This window comes from Crossiella sp. CA-258035 (genome assembly GCF_030064675.1).
In the GTDB taxonomy this organism is placed as follows: Bacteria; Actinomycetota; Actinomycetes; order Mycobacteriales; family Pseudonocardiaceae; genus Crossiella.
In genome coordinates this window covers 5826597-5844512 of record NZ_CP116413.1, presented here as the reverse complement: position 1 = coordinate 5844512, position 17916 = coordinate 5826597, and the positions used below count along the sequence as shown (strand labels likewise).

The 17916-nt window shown below is 74.0% G+C and carries 2 protein-coding genes (1 of these 2 cut by a window edge); both read left to right on the top strand.

What is annotated here, in order from left to right; genetic code table 11:
- On the top strand, nt 1–2884 hold the end of the coding sequence (locus N8J89_RS26370; protein ID WP_283659702.1) for a type I polyketide synthase. 19745 nt of this gene lie to the left of the window's left edge; 2884 of the gene's 22629 nt are visible here — the last part of the coding sequence; the start codon falls outside the window, past its left edge; the stop codon is at nt 2882–2884.
- The gene (locus N8J89_RS26365) at nt 2881–17916 is read left to right on the top strand and encodes a type I polyketide synthase (protein ID WP_283659701.1); all 15036 of its coding nucleotides are present in this window, start codon (nt 2881–2883) and stop codon (nt 17914–17916) included. The genes N8J89_RS26370 and N8J89_RS26365 overlap by 4 nt, the downstream gene beginning before the upstream one ends.

Here is a 17916-nt window from a genome sequence, read left to right as displayed (position 1 = left end):
CGGTGAGGTCGCGTTCCTGTTCACCGGCCAGGGTTCCCAGCGCCTGGGCATGGGCCGCACGCTGCACCAGCGGTTCCCGGTCTTCGCCGAGGCGTTCGACGCGGTGGTCGCCGAGTTCGGCCAGGGCCTGCGCGACATCCTCTGGGGCACCGACGCCGAGGCCTTGACCAGCACCGACAACGCGCAGCGGGCGCTGTTCGCGATCGAGGTGGCGCTGTTCCGGCTGCTGGAGTCCTGGGGCGTGGCCCCGGCCTTCGTCACCGGGCACTCCATCGGCGAACTGGCCGCCGCGCACGTGGCCGGGGTGTTCTCCCTGGCTGACGCCTGCGCGCTGGCCTCGGCCCGGGGCCGTCTGATGGCCGCCCTGCCTGCCGGTGGGGCGGTGGTCGCGGTGGAGGCCGCCGAGGACGAGGTCGCCGACCTGGTCAACGGGCGGGTCTCGGTGGCCGCGGTGAACAGCCCCGGCTCGGTGGTGCTCTCCGGCGAGGCCGACGCGGTGCACAACGTGGCGGGCAAGCTCGCTGGGATGGGCCGCCGCACCACGACCATGCAGGTCAGCCACGCCTTCCACTCCGCGCTGATGGACCCGATCCTGGACGAGCTCCGGGCCGTGGCGGCGAAGCTGGACTACCGGCGGCCGCGCATCCCGGTGGTGTCCGGACTGACCGGACAGGTCGCCACCGCCGAGGAGCTGTGCTCGCCGGAGTACTGGGTGCGGCAGGCGCGGGAGGCGGTGCGCTTCGCCGACGCCGTGCGCACCCTGCACGACCTGGGCGCGCGCACCTTCGTCGAGGTCGGCCCGCACGGGGTGCTCACGCCGATGGCCGAGCAGACCCTGCGCGAGCGGTCCGTGATCGTCACCCCGGTGCTGCGCGGCGACCGGGACGAGGAGCGCACGCTGCTCACCGCGCTCGGCCGCGTGCACGCGCATGGGTCCACTGTGGACTGGGCCGCGTACTTCGGCGGTCCGCGCTCGGCCGCGCTGGAGCTGCCCACCTACGCCTTCCAGCACGAGCGCTACTGGCCCGAGATCCTCGCGCCCGAACCCGCCGCGAGTGCGCCGGCCGACGGCGAGTTCTGGTCCGCGGTCGACGAGGGCGACCTGGCCGGACTGGCCGGCACCCTGGACCTGGACGAGCAGGCGCTGGCCGCGGTGCTGCCCGCGCTCACCGCCTGGCGGCGCAAGCGGCGCGACCAGCTGGCCGCCCGCTCCTGGTGCTACCAGGTCGCCTGGACCCCGCTGGCCCCCGTCGCCGAGGCCGCGCTGACCGGCCGGTGGGCGGCGCTGGTGCCCGCGGGCTGGGCCGAGGACGAGTGGTGCGCCGCGGTGGTGGCGGCCCTGGGCGAGGCGGTGACGCCGGTGGAGTACACCGGGCCGGACAGCCTGCCCGATGGCCTCACCGGCGTGGTGTCGCTGCTCGGCCAGGACTGCCCGGACGCGCCGGCCCCGCTGTGGTGGATCACCCGGCAGGCGGTCAGCGTGGACGACCAGGACGCCGAACCCGTTGCGGCCCAAGCGGCCCGCTGGGGTGCGGGCCGGGTCGCCGCGCTGGAGAACCCGCAGGGCTGGGGCGGCCTGGTCGACCTGCCCGCGCGGTTCGAGCCGGGCATGGCCCCGGCGCTGCTGGCCGCGCTGACCGGCGAGGAGGACCAGGTCGCGGTGCGCGCCAACGGTTCGCACGCCCGGCGACTGGTCCGCGCCCAGCTCGGCGACCGGCAGTGGACTCCCAGTGGCACGGTGCTGGTGGTCGACGCGCACGGCGTCGAACTGGCCAGGCAGCTGGCCGCGGCGGGCGCGGGACACGTGGTGCTGGTCGGCCCGGAGATCGACTCGGCCCTGGCCGCCGAGCTGGACGCACGCGGGGTCGGCCTGACCCAGCTCGCGGGTGATCCGGCCAACCGGGACACCCTGGAGGTCGCGCTGGAGTCGGTGCCAGGGGACCAGCCGCTCACCGCGGCCGTGGTCTCGGTGGCCGCCGCGGACAGCGTTACCGACGCGATCGCGCCCGCCACCCGGCTGGATGAACTCCTGCATGATCGGGAACTGGACGCCTTCGTCTACTGCGCGCCGATCTCGGCCACCTGGGGCGCGGCCGGACGCTCGGTGGAAGCGGCGGCGGGCGCGTACCTGGAGGCGCTGGCCGAACGCCGTCGCCGCCGGGGCCTGGCCGCCACCACCGCCGCCTGGGGCGCCTGGCGCGGTCAGGACTCCGACCTGGTGCGGCACCTGGAGGCCAACGGCCTGCTCGCGGTCGACCCGCTCGCCGCGGTCTCGGCCCTGCGCGGCCTGGTCGCCGCGGGCGCGAGTTCGGTGGTGGTGGCCGAAGTGGACTGGACCAAGTTCGCCCCGGCCTTCACCGCCAACCGCCAGAGCAGGCTGCTCACCGGGGTGCCCGAGGTGCGCGCCGCACTGGCCGAGGCACAGCGGGAAAGCCGCAACAGCGCCACCGCCGCGGCCGAACTGCGCACCCGCCTCGCCGAGCTGCCGGGCGAGGAGCGGCTGCCGGTGCTGGTCGAGCTGGTCCGGGAACGGGCCGCCGATGTGCTGGGTCTGCCCGGCGCACACCTGGTGGAGGCCGACCGGGCCTTCCGCGAGCTCGGCTTCGAGTCACTCACCGCGGTGGACCTGCGCAACCAGCTGGGCGCGGCGACCGGGCTGGACCTGCCGGTGACACTGGCCTTCGACCACCCCACCCCGGTGGAGCTGGCCGAGCACCTGCTGGCCGAACTGCTCGGCGATCCGGACGCCGAACCCGGCGAGGACTACTCGCCGGCGAATGCGGGCGAACACCACGAGACCGGCGAGATCGACGCACTCGACGTCGACGACCTGGTGCGGCTGGCGCTGGGCGCCGGCACGGAGGAAGAGGGGCCGAGGGCGTGAACGACAAGGTAGTTGAGGCGCTGCGGGCGGCGCTGAAGCAGACCGAGGTGCTGCGCCAGCAGAACGCGAAGCTGGAGTCGGCCGCGAACGAGCCGATCGCCATCCTCGGCATGGCCTGCCGCTACCCCGGCGGCGTGGCCTCGCCGGAGGACCTGTGGCGGCTGACCAGCGAGGGCGTGGACGCCATCGGCGACATGCCCACCGACCGCGGCTGGGACTTCGCTGCCCTGGACGCCCTGCCCGGCCAAGGCGGCCCCGAGGTCCCGCGCTACGGCGGATTTGTCGAGGACGTAGCGGGCTTCGACCCCGGCTTCTTCCGCATCTCCCCACGCGAAGCCCTGATCCTGGACCCGCAGCAACGCCTGCTGCTGGAGGTCACCTGGGAGGGCCTGGAACGGGCGGGCATCGACCCGGCCGAGCTGCGCGGCGGCGACACGGGTGTGTTCGTCGGCGGCGGCACCGGCGACTACCGGGTGCCGATGGGCGCGATCGAATGGCAGACCGCCCAGTCCAGCAGCCTGTTGTCCGGCCGGGTCTCCTACATCTTCGGGTTCCGCGGCCCCACCCTGACCGTCGACACCGGCTGTTCCTCGTCACTGGTCGCCCTGCACCTGGCCGCGAAGGCGTTGCGCGCGGGCGAATGCTCGCTGGCCGTGGTCGGCGGGGTCAGCGTGCTCTCCAGCACCGCGGGTTTCGTCGAGTTCGCCGCGCAGGGCGCGCTGTCCGCGGACGGCCGCTGCAAGGCCTTCGCTGACGCCGCCGACGGCACCGGCTGGGCCGAGGGCGCCGGAGTCCTGGTGCTGCAACGCCTTTCCGAGGCACAAGCGCAGAACCGGCGCATCCTCGCGGTGATCCGCGGCACCGCGATGAACTCCGACGGTGCCTCCAACGGCATGACCGCCCCCAGCGGACCAGCCCAGCGCCGCGTCATCCGCGCCGCCCTGCGCAACGCCCGCCTGACCCCGGCCGAGGTCGACGTGGTCGAGGCGCACGGCACCGGCACCAAGCTCGGCGATCCCATTGAGGCGCAAGCGCTGCTGGCCACCTACGGCAAGGACCGGGAAACCCCGCTGCTGCTCGGCTCGGTGAAGTCGAACATCGGGCACACCCAGGCCGCGGCGGGTGTGGCGGGGATCATCAAGGTGGTGCAGGCGATCCGGCACTCCGCGGTGCCCAGGACGCTGCACGTGGACCGGCCCAGCTCGCACGTGGACTGGAGCGCGGGGGCGATCGAGCTGGTCACCGAGCACACGCCGTGGCCGGAGGTGGACCGGCCGCGCCGGGCAGGGGTTTCGTCCTTTGGCGCGAGCGGGACGAACACGCACGTGATCGTGGAGCAGGCCCCGAAACCCTCGGCGGTGCTCGAAAACGAAGCCGCCACCACCCCCGCTGTCGTCCCCTGGATCCTCTCCGCCCGCACCGAAGCCGCCCTCCGCGCTCAAGCCACCGCACTCCGCTCCACAGTGGACAGTCACCACCCGCTCGACCTCGGCCTCTCCCTGGCCACCACCCGCTCCCTGTTCGCCACCCGCGCCGTCGCCCTCGCCCCCGAAGCCCTCACCGCCCTCGCCCACGGCGACCGCCACCCCGCCCTCGTCGAAGGCGCACCGGTCGCGGGCAAGACCGCCTTCCTCTTCCCCGGCCAGGGTGCTCAGCGCCTGGGTATGGGACGCGAGCTGTACCAACGGTTCCCGGCCTTCGCGCGGGCCTTCGACGAGATCGCCGACGCCTTCGACGGTCACCTCGGCGACTCCCTGCGCGCGGTGGTCTGGGGCACCGACGAAGACCTGTTGCAGGACACCGGCTGGGCACAGCCCGCGCTGTTCGCGGTCGAGGTCGCGCTGTTCCGGCTGATGGAGTCCTGGGGCGTGCGGCCGGACTTCCTGATGGGGCACTCCGTCGGCGAGATCGCGGCCGCGCACGTGGCCGGGGTGTACCCGGTCGCCGATGCCTGTGCGCTGGTGGCCGCCCGTGCGCGGCTGATGAGCGCGCTGCCCGCCGGTGGGGCCATGGTTTCGGTGGACGCACCCGAAGACGAGGTCGCGCCGCTGCTCGCCGGGCTCGCCGACGTGTCGATCGCGGCGGTGAACGGGCCGCGGTCGGTGGTGCTGTCCGGTGCGGCGGAGGCGGTCGCGGCGCTGGCTGAGACGCTGGCCGCGCGCGGGCACCGGACCAAGGCGCTGAAGGTGAGCCACGCGTTCCACTCGCCGTTGATGGCCCCGATGCTGGATGAGTTCCGGGCGGTGGCGGCGGGACTGACCCCGCAGCGGGCCCGGATTCCGGTGGTGTCCACCGTGACCGGCGCGCCGGTCACGGAGCTGGACGCCGACTACTGGGTCGAGCAGGTGCACCGCGCGGTGCGGTTCGCCGACGGGGTGCGCACACTGGCCGCGGCGGGGGTCGCCCGGTTCGTGGAGGTCGGGCCCGGCGGGGCGCTGTCCTCGATGGTGCACGAGACCCTGGCCGAGGGCGAGCGCGCGGTGGTCGCGGTGCTGCGCCGGGACAAGGACGAGCAGGACAGCTCCGAGGAGACCACCGTTCTCCGTTCCCTGGCGCGGCTGCACGTCGCGGGTGTCCCGGTGGACTGGGCCGAGTTCTTCCGCGACACCGGCGCTTCCGTGGTCGACCTGCCCACCTACGCCTTCCAGCGCGAGCGCTACTGGCCGGTCGGCGAGCAGCGTTCCACCAACTCCGCCGCCGGACTCGGCCTGATCCCGATCTTCCACCCCATGCTCGGCGCGGTCACCACCTCCGCTGCCGACGGCAGCCTGCTGGTCAGCGGCCGCCTCTCCACCGGCGACCAGCCCTGGCTGACCGACCACTCAGTGGATGGCCAGATCTGGTTCCCCGACTCCGGTCTGCTGGAGCTGGTGCTCACCGCCGCGGACCAGGTCGGCTGCGACCGGGTCGGCGAGCTGCGGGTCGGCGCGCCCTTGCTGCTCAACGACTACGACCAGCTCGCGGTGCAGGTGCGGGTCGGCCCGGCCGACGACCTGGGCCGCCGCGCGGTGAGCGTGCACTCCCGGCCTGCCCGCTCGGACGTGGAGTGGACCGAGCACGGCAGCGGCACGCTCACCCCGGCCGACCACCGACCGGTTGAGGACCCAGCGCCCTGGCCGCCGCCCGGCGCGGAACCGGTACCGCTGACCGAGTCCACTGTGGACAGAGGGCCGCTTTTCCTTGGCCTGCGCGAGGTCTGGCGGCTCGGTCACGAGGTGCACGCCGAGGTCGCGCTGCCGGAGAGCCTGGACAGCCGCAGCCAGGAAGCGGCCGCGTTCGCGCTGCACCCGGCACTGCTGGACGCCGCGTTGCAGGCCAGTGCCTATCTGCCCGGCCGTTCGGAGCTCGCGCCCGGCACGCTCGCCGAGTGGCGGGGCGTCACGTTGCACGCCGCTGGTGCCGCAGTGCTGCGGGTCCGCTGGACCGAAGGACCGGACGGGCTCGCTATGTCCGCCGTCGACCCGGCCGGTGGACCGGTGTGCACCATTGAGGCGGTCCGCACCCGCGCCGCCGGGCAGGTGGCCCGGCCCGGAGTGACCGACTCGCTGTTCGCCATCGACTGGCCCGCGCTGCCGGTGCAGACCGCGCCCGCGTCCTGGGCGATGCTCGATGACCTCGGTGACAGCCAGGTGCCGGAGGTGGTCTACGCGCCACTGCGCGGCACCGACCCGGCCGCGCTCGCCGACTTGACCGGCCAGGCCCTGGCCCTGGTGCAGCGCTGGCTGAGCGAGGAGCGCTTCGCCGCCTCCCGCCTGGTCGTGGTCACCGAGGCGGGCGACTTGGCCGCCGCCGCGGTGTGCGGCCTGCTCCGCTCCGCCGCCACCGAACACCCCGGCCGCTTCGCCCTGCTCGACGTGGAGTCCCTGGCCGATCTCCCGGTCAGTGTGCCGGCCGACGAGCCGCAGCTGCGGGTCCGCGACGGCGTGCTGCGCGCCGCCCGCCTCACCCGCCTGCCCGCCACCCGGACCGAGGCCCCCACCTGGGACCCGGACAAGGCGGTCCTGATCACCGGCGGCAGCGGCGAGCTCGCCGGCGTGCTGGCCCACCACCTGGCCGCCCGCGGCCAGCGGAAACTGGTGCTGGCCAGCCGTCGCGGCCCGGACGCGCCCGGTGTCAACGCGCTGCGCGAGTCGCTGGCCGAGCTGGGCGCCGAGGCCGAGTTCGTCGCCTGTGACGTCGCCGACCCGGCCGCGGTGCGCGCGTTGACCGACCGCCCGCTGACCGCCGTGGTGCACACCGCCGCGGTGATCGACGACGGCGTGGTGGAATCCCTCACCCCGCACCGGATCGCGGCCGTCCTCGGCCCGAAGGCCACCGCCGCCTGGCACCTGCACGAGGCCACCCTCGGTCAGGACCTGGCCGCGTTTGTGCTGTACTCCTCGGCCGCAGGCGTGCTCGGCAGTCCCGGCCAGGGCAGCTACGCCGCCGCCAACGGCTTCCTGGACGCGCTGGCCGCGCACCGGCGCGAGCTGGGCCTGCCCGCGACCTCGATCGCCTGGGGCCCTTGGGAAGGCGGGCTGACCAGCGGGCTGGGGGAGGAGCACGGCAAGCGGCTGGCGGCCAAGGGGCTTGCGCTGATCGACGTCGAACAGGGCAACGCGATGTTCGACGCGGCCACCGCCAGCGACCGGCCGGTGGTCGTCGCGGCCACCGCGGTCGGCACCGGCGCGGCGGCCTCGCCCGCCCTGGTCCCGGCCATCCTGCGCAACCTGGTCCGCACCACCCGCCGGAGCGCAGCGGCCACCGGTGGCAGCACTCCCGCCACCGACCTCGGCTCCCGGCTGGCCACACTGCGCCCGGCCGAACGCCAGGACTTCCTCACCGACCTGGTACGCACCGAGGTCGCCGCCGTGCTCGGCCACCCCTCGGTCAAGCTGGTCGGCCCGCGCCAGGAGTTCCGCGACCAGGGCTTCGACTCGCTGTCCGCGGTGGAGCTGCGCAACCGCCTCACCGCCGCCACCGGCCTGCCCCTGCCCGCCACCCTGGTCTTCGACTACCCAACCCCGGTCCAGGTCGCCGCCTTCCTGCTCACCCGTCTGGACGGGGCCGCGGAATCCGTTGACGCGCCGATGATCCGGGCCACCTCGGCACACGACGACCCGATCGTGATCGTCGGCATGGGCTGCCGCTACGCGGAGGGCATCGGCTCGCCGGAAGACCTGTGGCAGCTGGTGCTCGACGGCACCGACGCCATCACCGGCTGCCCGCCCGACCGCGGCTGGGACGTCGAAGGAGCCGAAGACCTGCGCGGCGGCTTCCTGCGGAACGCGGCCGGGTTCGACGCCGGGTTCTTCGGCATCTCCCCGCGCGAGGCCGTGGCGATGGACCCGCAGCAGCGCGTGCTGCTGGAGGTGTCCTGGGAGGCCCTGGAACGCGCGGGCATCGACCCGACCAGCCTGGCCGGCAGCCCCACCGGCGTCTACGTCGGCGCGGGCGACGCCAACTACGTCTCGCTGCTGGCCGGCGAGGGCGCCTCGGTGGCCGGGTTCATCATGACCGGCACCACCTCCAGTGTGCTCTCCGGCCGGGTTTCCTACGTGCTGGGCCTGGAAGGTCCCACACTGACCGTGGACACGGCCTGTTCCTCCTCGCTGGTGGCGATCCACCTGGCGGCGCGGGCCCTGCAGGCGGGGGAGTGCTCGCTGGCGCTGGCCGGTGGGGTCGCGATCCTGTCCACGCCGGGCCCGTTCGCCGAGTTCGCCAAGCAGGGCGGGCTTTCCCCGGACGGCCGCTGCCGCTCCTACTCCGACGACGCCGCGGGCACCGGCTGGGCCGAGGGCGCGGGTGTGCTGGTGCTGGAGCGGCTGTCCGACGCGCAACGGCGCGGGCACCGGGTACTCGCGGTGGTCAAGGGCTCCGCGGTCAACTCCGATGGCGCGTCCAACGGGCTGACCGCGCCGAACGGGCCGTCCCAGCAACGGGTCATCCGGTCCGCGCTGGCCGACGCCGGTCTGTCCACTGTGGATGTTGATGTGGTGGAGGGGCACGGCACCGGCACCCGGCTCGGCGACCCGATCGAGGTGCAGGCGCTGCTGGCCACCTACGGGCAGGAGCGGGAAACGCCACTGCTGCTGGGGTCGATCAAGTCGAACCTGGGCCACACCCAGGCCGCGGCGGGTATGGCCAGCATCATCAAGGTGGTGCAGGCCATCCGGCACGGGGTGGTGCCGCGCACGCTGCACGTGAGCACGCCGTCGACGCACATCGACTGGGCCGCTGGGGAAATCCAGCTGGCCACCGAGCAGACCGCGTGGCCGGAGGTGGACCGGCCACGGCGGGCCGCGGTGTCCGCGTTCGGGGTGAGCGGGACGAACGCGCACCTGATCATCGAGCAGGCCGAGCCAGCCCCGGAGCTGGCACCGTCCGAGGCCGACGTGCGCGTGCCGCTGCTCGTGGCCGCCCGGTCCGAGGCCGCGCTGGACGCCCAGATCGACCTCTTCCGCTCCGCCGAGCCCTCGCTCGACCTCGCCTTCTCCCTGGCCACCACCCGGGCCGCGCTGGAACACCGCGCGGTGCTCTGCGACGGGGCCACCATCGCCCGCGGCGTGGTCGCCGACGGCCGGACCGCGTTCCTGTTCTCCGGCCAGGGTTCGCAGCGCCTGGGCATGGGACGCGGTCTGTACCAACGCTTCCCGGTGTTCGCCGAAGCCCTTGACAGCGTGCTCGCCGAACTGGGCGATGACCTGCGCGAGGTCATGTGGGGCGAGGACGCCGAGCTGCTCAACCAGACCGGTCACGCCCAGCGGGCGCTGTTCGCGCTGGAGGTGGCGCTGTTCCGGTTGGTCGAGTCCTGGGGGGTGCGGCCGGACTACCTGGTCGGGCACTCCGTCGGCGAGATCGCCGCCGCGCACGTGGCCGGGGTGTTGTCGCTGACCGACGCCTGCGCGCTGGTCGCCGCGCGCGCCCGGCTGATGCAGGCGCTGCCCACCGGCGGGGCGATGGTGGCCGTGCGCGCCACCGCCGAGGAGGTCGCGCCGCTGCTCACCGCGGAGGTGGCGATCGCCGCGGTCAACGGACCGGCCAGCGTGGTGCTCTCCGGTGCCGAGGACGCGGTGCTCGCGGTCGCTGAAGTGCTTGCCGGACAAGGACACAAGACCAAGCGGCTCGCGGTCAGCCATGCCTTCCACTCGCCGCTGATGGACCCGATGCTGGCCGAGTTCGCCGCCGCCATCGACGGGATCTCCTTTGGCAGCGCGGACATCCCGGTGGTCTCGACGCTGACCGGGAAGCAGGCGGCGCTGGACTCGGCGGAGTACTGGGTCCAGCAGGTTCGTGACAGCGTGCTCTTCGCCGACGCGCTGACCGAGCTGACCGCGCTGGACGTCAGCGCGGTGCTGGAGCTCGGCCCGGACGGCCTGCTGGCCGCCGCCGCGACCGAGGTCCTGCCCCAGGGCACGGTGTGCACGAGCCTGCTCCGCGCCGACATCCCGGACGAGGAGACCGCGCTGGTCCGGGGCCTGGCCGCGGCACATGTGGCCGGGGTTGGCGTGCGCTGGGCGGACTTCCTCGGCGGCGGCAAGGTGATCGACCTGCCGACCTACCCGTTCCAGCACCAGCGCTACTGGCCCAGCGCCGCCAGCCAGTCCGGTGATCCGGCCGGGCTCGGCCAGTCCCCGACCGGGCACCCGCTGCTCGGCGCGGCCGTGCTGATGGCCGACGACGCCAGCGTCACGCTGACCGGCCGCCTGTCCCGCGCCGTCCAGCCCTGGCTCGCCGAACACCCGGCGGCCGCCCAGATCGCGTTGCTGGAAATGGCGATCCGGGCCGCCGACCAGGTCGGCAAGGGCCAGATCCGTAGGCTGAGCACCGAGGTGCCGCTGGCGGTGCCCGAGCGCGGCGGCCTCCAGGTCCAGGTGCGGGTGACCGGCGACGAACTGGCCATCTACTCCCGGACCGAGGACAACCCGTGGCTGCGCAACGCCACCGGCGAACTCGCCGACGCGGCCGCACCAGAGCCGTTCACCGCCACGGACAACGACATCGAGGTGCAGCGCTCCGGTGGCGCGGACTTCGGCCTGCACCCGGCGCTGCTCGCGGCGGCGCTGGAACCGCGCGTCCCTGCCGAGTGGGAGGGCGTGACGCTGCACGCCTTCGGCGCTTCGACCCTGCGGGTCCGGCTGACCCCGCTGGCTGAGGACCGGGTCGCGATCGAGGCGGTGGACGGGGCCGGGCTGCCGGTGCTGTCGGTGACCTCGATGCGGGACCAGGCGATCGAGGCCACCGAACAGTCCACTGTGGACAATCAGGTGCTGCTCGGTGTCGACTGGGTGGTCGCGCCGGAGGTGCGGGCGGCGGAGATCGCCGTGGCCGAGCTGGCCACGGCGGACGTCGCCGAACTGGCCGCGCTGAGTGAGGTGCCCGCTCTGGTGGTGGTGCCCGTTGCGCTGCCCGCCGATGAGGTGCCCGCCGCGGTCCGCGCGCTGACCAGGCAGGCGCTGGAGCTGGTGCAGCACTGGATCGGCGAGGACCGGTTCGCTGACTCGCGCCTGGTGTTCCGCACCCGGGGCGCGGTCGACGGCGGCGCGCTGGCCGCGTCGGCGCTGTGGGGCCTGGTGCGCTCGGCCCAGACCGAGCACCCCGGGCGGTTCGGCCTGCTCGACGCCGAGCCCACGGACGTGGCCAAGGCGCTGCCGGTGCTGGCCGCCGGTGAACCGCAGGTCATCGTGCGCGACGGCATGCCGCTGGTGGCCCGCCTGCACAAGCTCCCGCCGACCACCCCGGAACCCTGGGACCGCAACGGTTCCGTGCTGCTCACCGGCGGTACCGGCGCGCTCGGCCTGACCCTGGCCCGGCACCTCGCCGCCCAGGGCCAGCGGCACCTCGTGCTGGCCAGCCGTCGCGGTCCGGACGCGCCCGGCCTTGCCGACCTCGGCCCCGGGATGTCCGTGGTGGCCTGCGATCTCACCGATCCGGAGGCCGTGCGGGAGCTGGTCGCCGGGATTCCCGACCTCACCGCCGTGGTGCACCTCGCCGGTGTGCTGGACGACGGCATCGTGCACCGCCTCACCCCCGAACGCGTCAACGCCGTGCTCGCGCCCAAGGCCGAGGCGGCCTGGCACCTGCACCGCGCCACCGAGGACCGCGAGCTGGCCGGGTTTGTGCTCTACTCCTCCTCCGCCGGCGTCATGGGTTCGCCGGGGCAGGCGAACTACGCTGCGGCCAACACCTTCCTGGACGCCCTCGCCGCGCACCGCCGACAGGCTGGGCTGCCCGGGTTGTCGCTGGCCTGGGGGCCGTGGGAGTCGGGCATGGCGGCCGGACTCGACGCGGAGGACCTGCGCCGGGTGACGGCCAAGGGCTCGCAGGCGATCACGGCCGAACTGGGCATGGCGCTGTTCGACGCTTCGCTCGGCGCGGACCGCGCGCTGGTGGTGCCGCTGGTGCTCGGCGGCGGCTCGGCGCCGGACGGGGCCGAGGTGCCATACCTGTTGCGGGACCTGGTGAAGCAGGGCAGGCGACGGGCCGTCGGCGCCCAGCAGTCCGCGACCGGGCTGGCCAAGGAACTGGCTGGGCTGGCGGCGGACGAGCGGCTGGACTACCTGGCCAACCTGGTCCGCGACCACGCGGCCGCCGTGCTCGGATACGAGGCCGCGGCGGAGGTGGACACGCGGCGGGACTTCCGGCAGCAGGGGTTCAGCTCGCTGACCGCGGTGGAGCTGCGCAACCGGCTCGCCGAGGCCACTGGGCTGCGGCTGCCCGCCACGCTGGCCTTCGACTACCCGAACCCGGAGCAGGTGGCCGCCTTCCTGCTGGAGGCGGTGGAAGGCACCGGACAGGTCGTCGCCGCGCCCGCGGTCACCAGGGCGGCCGACGACGATCCGATCGTGATCGTCGGTGCGGGTTGCCGCTACCCCGGCGGGGTCACCTCGCCGGAAGGGTTGTGGCGCTTCGTGCTCGACGGCACCGACGCGGTGGCCGAGATGCCGGCCGCGCGCGCCGCCGACCTCGGCCTGCCCGCCGGTGCCACGCCGCCCTCCGGTGGGTTCATCGAGGACGTGGCCGGGTTCGACGCCGCCTTCTTCGGTATCTCGCCGCGCGAGGCCACCGCGATGGACCCGCAGCAGCGGCTGGTGCTGGAAACCGCGTGGGAGGCGGTGGAACACGCGGGCATCGCGGCGGACCGCCTGGCCGGCAGCGCGACCGGGGTGTACCTCGGTTCCTCCGACCCGGCCTACGCCAGCCTGGTCGCCCGCGACCCGCGCCTGGAGGGCTTCGCCATGACCGGCGCGGTGTCCAGCGTGATCTCCGGCCGGGTGTCCTACGCGCTCGGCCTGGAAGGACCCGCGGTCACCGTCGACACGGCGTGTTCCTCCTCGCTGGTGGCGCTGCACCTCGCGGTGCGGGCGCTGCGGTCGGGGGAGTGCACGCTGGCGCTGGCCGGTGGCGTGACCGTGCTGTCCTCGCTGTCGCCGTTCTCCGAGTTCGACAAGCAGGGCGGGCTCGCGCACGACGGCCGCTGCCGCTCCTATGCCGAGGAGGCCGACGGCACCGGCTGGTCCGAGGGTGCCGGTGTGCTGCTGCTGGAACGACTTTCCGACGCCCAGCGCAACGGACACCAGATCCTCGCCGTGGTCAAGGGCACCGCGGTCAACTCCGACGGCGCCTCCAACGGCCTGACCGCGCCCAACGGCCCGTCCCAGCAACGCGTCATCCGCGCCGCGCTCGCCGACGCCGGACTGTCCACTTCGGACGTCGACCTGGTGGAGGGTCACGGCACCGGCACCCGGCTCGGCGACCCGATCGAGGTGCAGGCACTGCTCGCCACCTACGGCCAGGAGCGGGAGACCCCGCTGCTGCTGGGGTCCATCAAGTCCAACATGGGCCACGCCCAGGCCGCCGCGGGCGCGGCAGGCATCATCAAGATGATCTACGCGCTGCGCAACGGGATCGCGCCGCGCTCGCTGCACTCGGACCACCCGACCGGGCACGTGGACTGGACCGAGGGCGCGGTGGAACTGCTGCCCGCGCAACGGGACTGGCCCGAGGTGGACCGGCCGCGCCGGGCCGCGGTGTCCTCCTTCGGCATCAGCGGCACCAACGCGCACGTGATCCTGGAGCAGCCGCCCGCGATCGAGTCCACTGTGGACGCGATAGTACCGGACGTGCCGTTGCCGCTGGTGGTGTCGGGCAAGTCGGAGGCCGCGGTGCAGGCGCGGATCGAGCAGCTGAGTGGTCAACCAATCACAGTTGAGCTGGCGCACTCGCTGGCCACCACCCGGGTCGCCTTCGAGCACCGGGCGGTGCTGCGCGAAGGCGCGGTGCTGGCCAAGGGCCGGGTGACCGAGGGCCGCACGGCGTTCGTGTTCTCCGGCCAGGGCTCGCAGCGACTGGGCATGGGACGCGAGCTGTACGGGCGGTTCCCGGTGTTCGCCAACGCATTTGACGCGGTGCTCGCTGAGTTTGAGCCGGGTCTCCGCGAGGTGATGTGGGGCGAGGACGCCGAGTTGCTCAACCAGACCGGCAACGCCCAGCGGGCGCTGTTCGCGCTGGAAGTGGCGCTGTTCCGGTTGGTCGAGTCCTGGGGTGTGCGACCGGACTTCCTGGTCGGGCACTCCATCGGCGAGGTGTCCGCGGCGCACGTGGCCGGGGTGCTGTCGCTGACTGACGCGTGCGGGCTGGTCACGGCCAGAGCCCGGCTGATGCAGGCGCTGCCCACCGGTGGCGCGATGGTCGCCGTGCAGGCCACCGAGGCCGTAGTCCAGCCGCAGCTCAACGAGGGCGTGGCGATCGCCGCGATCAACTCACCCGAGGGCGTGGTGCTCTCCGGCACCGAGGACGCGGTGCTCGCCCTGGCCGAGGTGCTCGCCGGGCAGGGTCACAAGACCAAGCGGCTCGCGGTCAGCCACGCGTTCCACTCACCGCTGATGGAACCGATGCTGGCCGAGTTCAAAGCAGTGATCGACCGGTTGAACTACGCCGAGCCGGTTATACCGGTGGTCACCACTTTGACCGGTCGGCGGGCAGGGGGCGATGACCTCCGCACGCCGGCGTACTGGGCGGCGCAGGTGCGCGACACCGTGCGTTTCGCCGACGCGGTCACGGTGCTGGCCGCGGCCAAGGTCACCAGGTTCCTGGAGCTGGGGCCGGACGGATCGCTGTGCGCGGCGGTGCGCAGCTCGCTGGAGACCGGCGTGACCGCCGCCCCGGCCCTGCGCGGCGGGATGGCCGAGGAGGAGGCGCTGCTGCGCGGACTCGGCGCGCTGTACGTGGCAGGCGGCCGGATCGACTGGACCGCGCTGTGGACCACCCCGGGCGGACCGCGTCCGCGGACCGTGCCGCTGCCCACCTATCCGTTCCAGCACCAGCGGTTCTGGCCGACCGTGTCCACCAGGGTCGCCGACGCCTCCGGGCTGGGCCTCGCCGACACCGCGCACCCGCTGCTCGGCGCGGCGGTCCCGCTGGCCGACGGCGGCGGGGTGGTGCTGACCGGCAGGTTCTCCGTCGCCGACCACCCGTGGCTGGCCGAGCACCGCGACGGCGAGACCGTCGTGCTGCCCCCGGCGGCGCTGCTGGAGCTGGCGGTGCGCGCCGGTGACGAGGTCGGCTGCCCCAGGGTGGAGCGGCTGGCGGTGCTGTCGCCGCTGGTGCTGCCCGCGAACGGGGCCGTGCAGGTGCAGGTGCGGGTCGATCCGGGCAGCAGCGGCTGCCGCCGGGTCACCGTGCACTCCCGCCCGGAGTCCGGCGGCTCGTGGAGCCAGCACGCCCTGGGCAAACTGGGCGAGGAAGGCGCGGAGACGGCGATGGACTTCGCCGCGGTGTGGCCGCCGGAGCAGGCCGAGCCGGTGGACGTCGAGGACTGCTACGACCTGTTCGCCGACGCCGGATTCCACTACGGCCCGGCGTTCCAGGGCCTGGACGCGGTGTGGGTGCGCGGGGACGAGGTCTTCGCCGAGGTGAGCCTGCCCGAGGAGGTCGCGGACGCGGAGGCGTTCGGCCTGCACCCCGCCCTGCTCAGCGCCGCACTGCAAGCCCTGCCACTGACCAGCTGGTCGGGCGAGACCTGGCGCGAACCCGTTGCCTGGGAAGGGGTTTCGCTGCGTGCCAGTGGCGCGGCCACCCTCCGGGTCCGGTTCACCACGGCGGGCGAGGACGGCACCACCGTCCAGATCGCCGATGTCGCCGGACACCCGGTGCTGTCGGTGGACGTGTTGCGCCACCGCGAGATCGAGGGCCGGGCCCATGCCCGTCCCACCCCGGAAACCGGCTCCGGCTCGCTGCTGGTGGTGGACTGGCCGAAGGCCCAGGCCGAGCGCGCCCCGGTGGCCGCCGCGGTGCTCGGCGACGGCCTTGACCTGGCCGCCGCCCGCCGCGCGAACAGCCTGGACGAACTGGCCACCGGGCAGGTCCCGGAAACCGTGCTGGTCCGCGTCCCGTCGTCCGGTGCGGCCCCCGCGGATGTGCGCCACGCGACGGAGTGGGCGCTGGAGCTGGTGCAGCGCTGGATCGCCGACGACCGCTTCGCCACCAGCACACTCGTGCTGGTCACCAGCGGCGCGGTGGCCTGCCCCGGCGAGGACGTCACCGACCTGGCAGGCGCGGCGGTGTGGGGCCTGACCCGCTCGGCCAGCGCCGAACACCCGGGCCGCTTCGCCCTGCTGGACGTGGACTCCACCGCCGACCTGGCCACCGGACTGCTCGCCGACGAACCCCAGGTCGTGGTGCGCGGCGGCGTGGCCCGCGTCGCCCGGCTCGCCGTCCCCAAGGAGATCACCGAAGACCGCCTCACCGGCTGGAACCCGGACGGCACGGTGCTGATCACCGGCGGCACCGGTGGCCTCGGTGCCCTGCTGGCCCGCCACCTGGTGACCTCCACCGGTCAGCGCCGCCTAGTCCTGACCAGCCGCCGGGGCCTGGACGCCCCCGGCGCGGGCGACCTGCAAGCCGAACTCACCGAACTCGGCGCTGAAGTCTCGGTCCAGGCCTGCGACGTCGCCAACGCCGAGGCCGTGCACGCCCTGGTCAACGCCATCCCCGACCTGACCGCGGTCGTGCACGCGGCCGGTGTGCTCGACGACGGCGTAGTGGAAAGCCTTACCCCAGAACGCCTTGCGGCAGTCCTGGCAGCCAAGGCCGACGCGGCCTGGCACCTGCACCAAGCCACCGAAGGCCGGGACCTGGCAGGCTTTGTCCTCTACTCCTCGCAAGCGGGCATCATGGGCGCGCCCGGCCAGGCCAACTACGCCGCCGCCAACGCCTACCTGGACGCCCTCGCCGCCCACCGCCGCCACCACGGCCACCCGGCGCTGTCCCTGGCCTGGGGCCCGTGGACCCTGGGCATGGCCGCCGCCGAACAGGACATGGGTGGCCGCCGAGCGGAGGCGCTGGGCGCCACCAGGATCACCCCGGAACTGGGCATGTCCCTGTTCGACAGGGCACTGGGCTCCGCCGACCCGGTACTCGTCCCCCTGGTCGTCTCCACCGGCGGCCCAGCCGCGGTAGAGGTCCCGCACCTGCTCCGTGGCCTGGTCTGCACCCGCCGCCGCGCGGCGGTCCGCGGCAACACCGCGAACATGGCCGACACACTGCGCGGTCTGGGCGATGAGGAACGCCTCCGGACGGTCACCACGATGGTGGTCACCGAACTGGCGTCGGTCCTCGGCCACCAGTCAGCCGCCACGATCGAGCCAGAGCAGAAGTTCGCCGACCTGGGCCTGGACTCGCTGACCGCGGTGGAACTGCGGAACCGGTTGGCCGCGCTGACCGGGTTGCGGATGCCGGCGGCACTGGCGTTCGACTACGCGACACCCGCGCGCCTGGCCGAGCACATCGCGGAGCAGTTGGGCGGTGGCGGCGAGGAGACCGGTGCGCCGACGATCCTGACCGAGCTGGACCGGTTGGAGGCCGCGATGACCGAGGCGTCGGCGGATGAGGTCACGCGGGCCGGGGTGACCTCGCGGTTGCGGCAGCTGCTGAACCGGTGGTCGGGACCGGAGAAGGAGGAGTCGGCGGCGGACCGGATCTCGGCGGCCAGCGCGGACGACCTGCTGGCGTTCATCGACAACGAGCTCGGCCGGAAGGGCGCGGACCGCTGA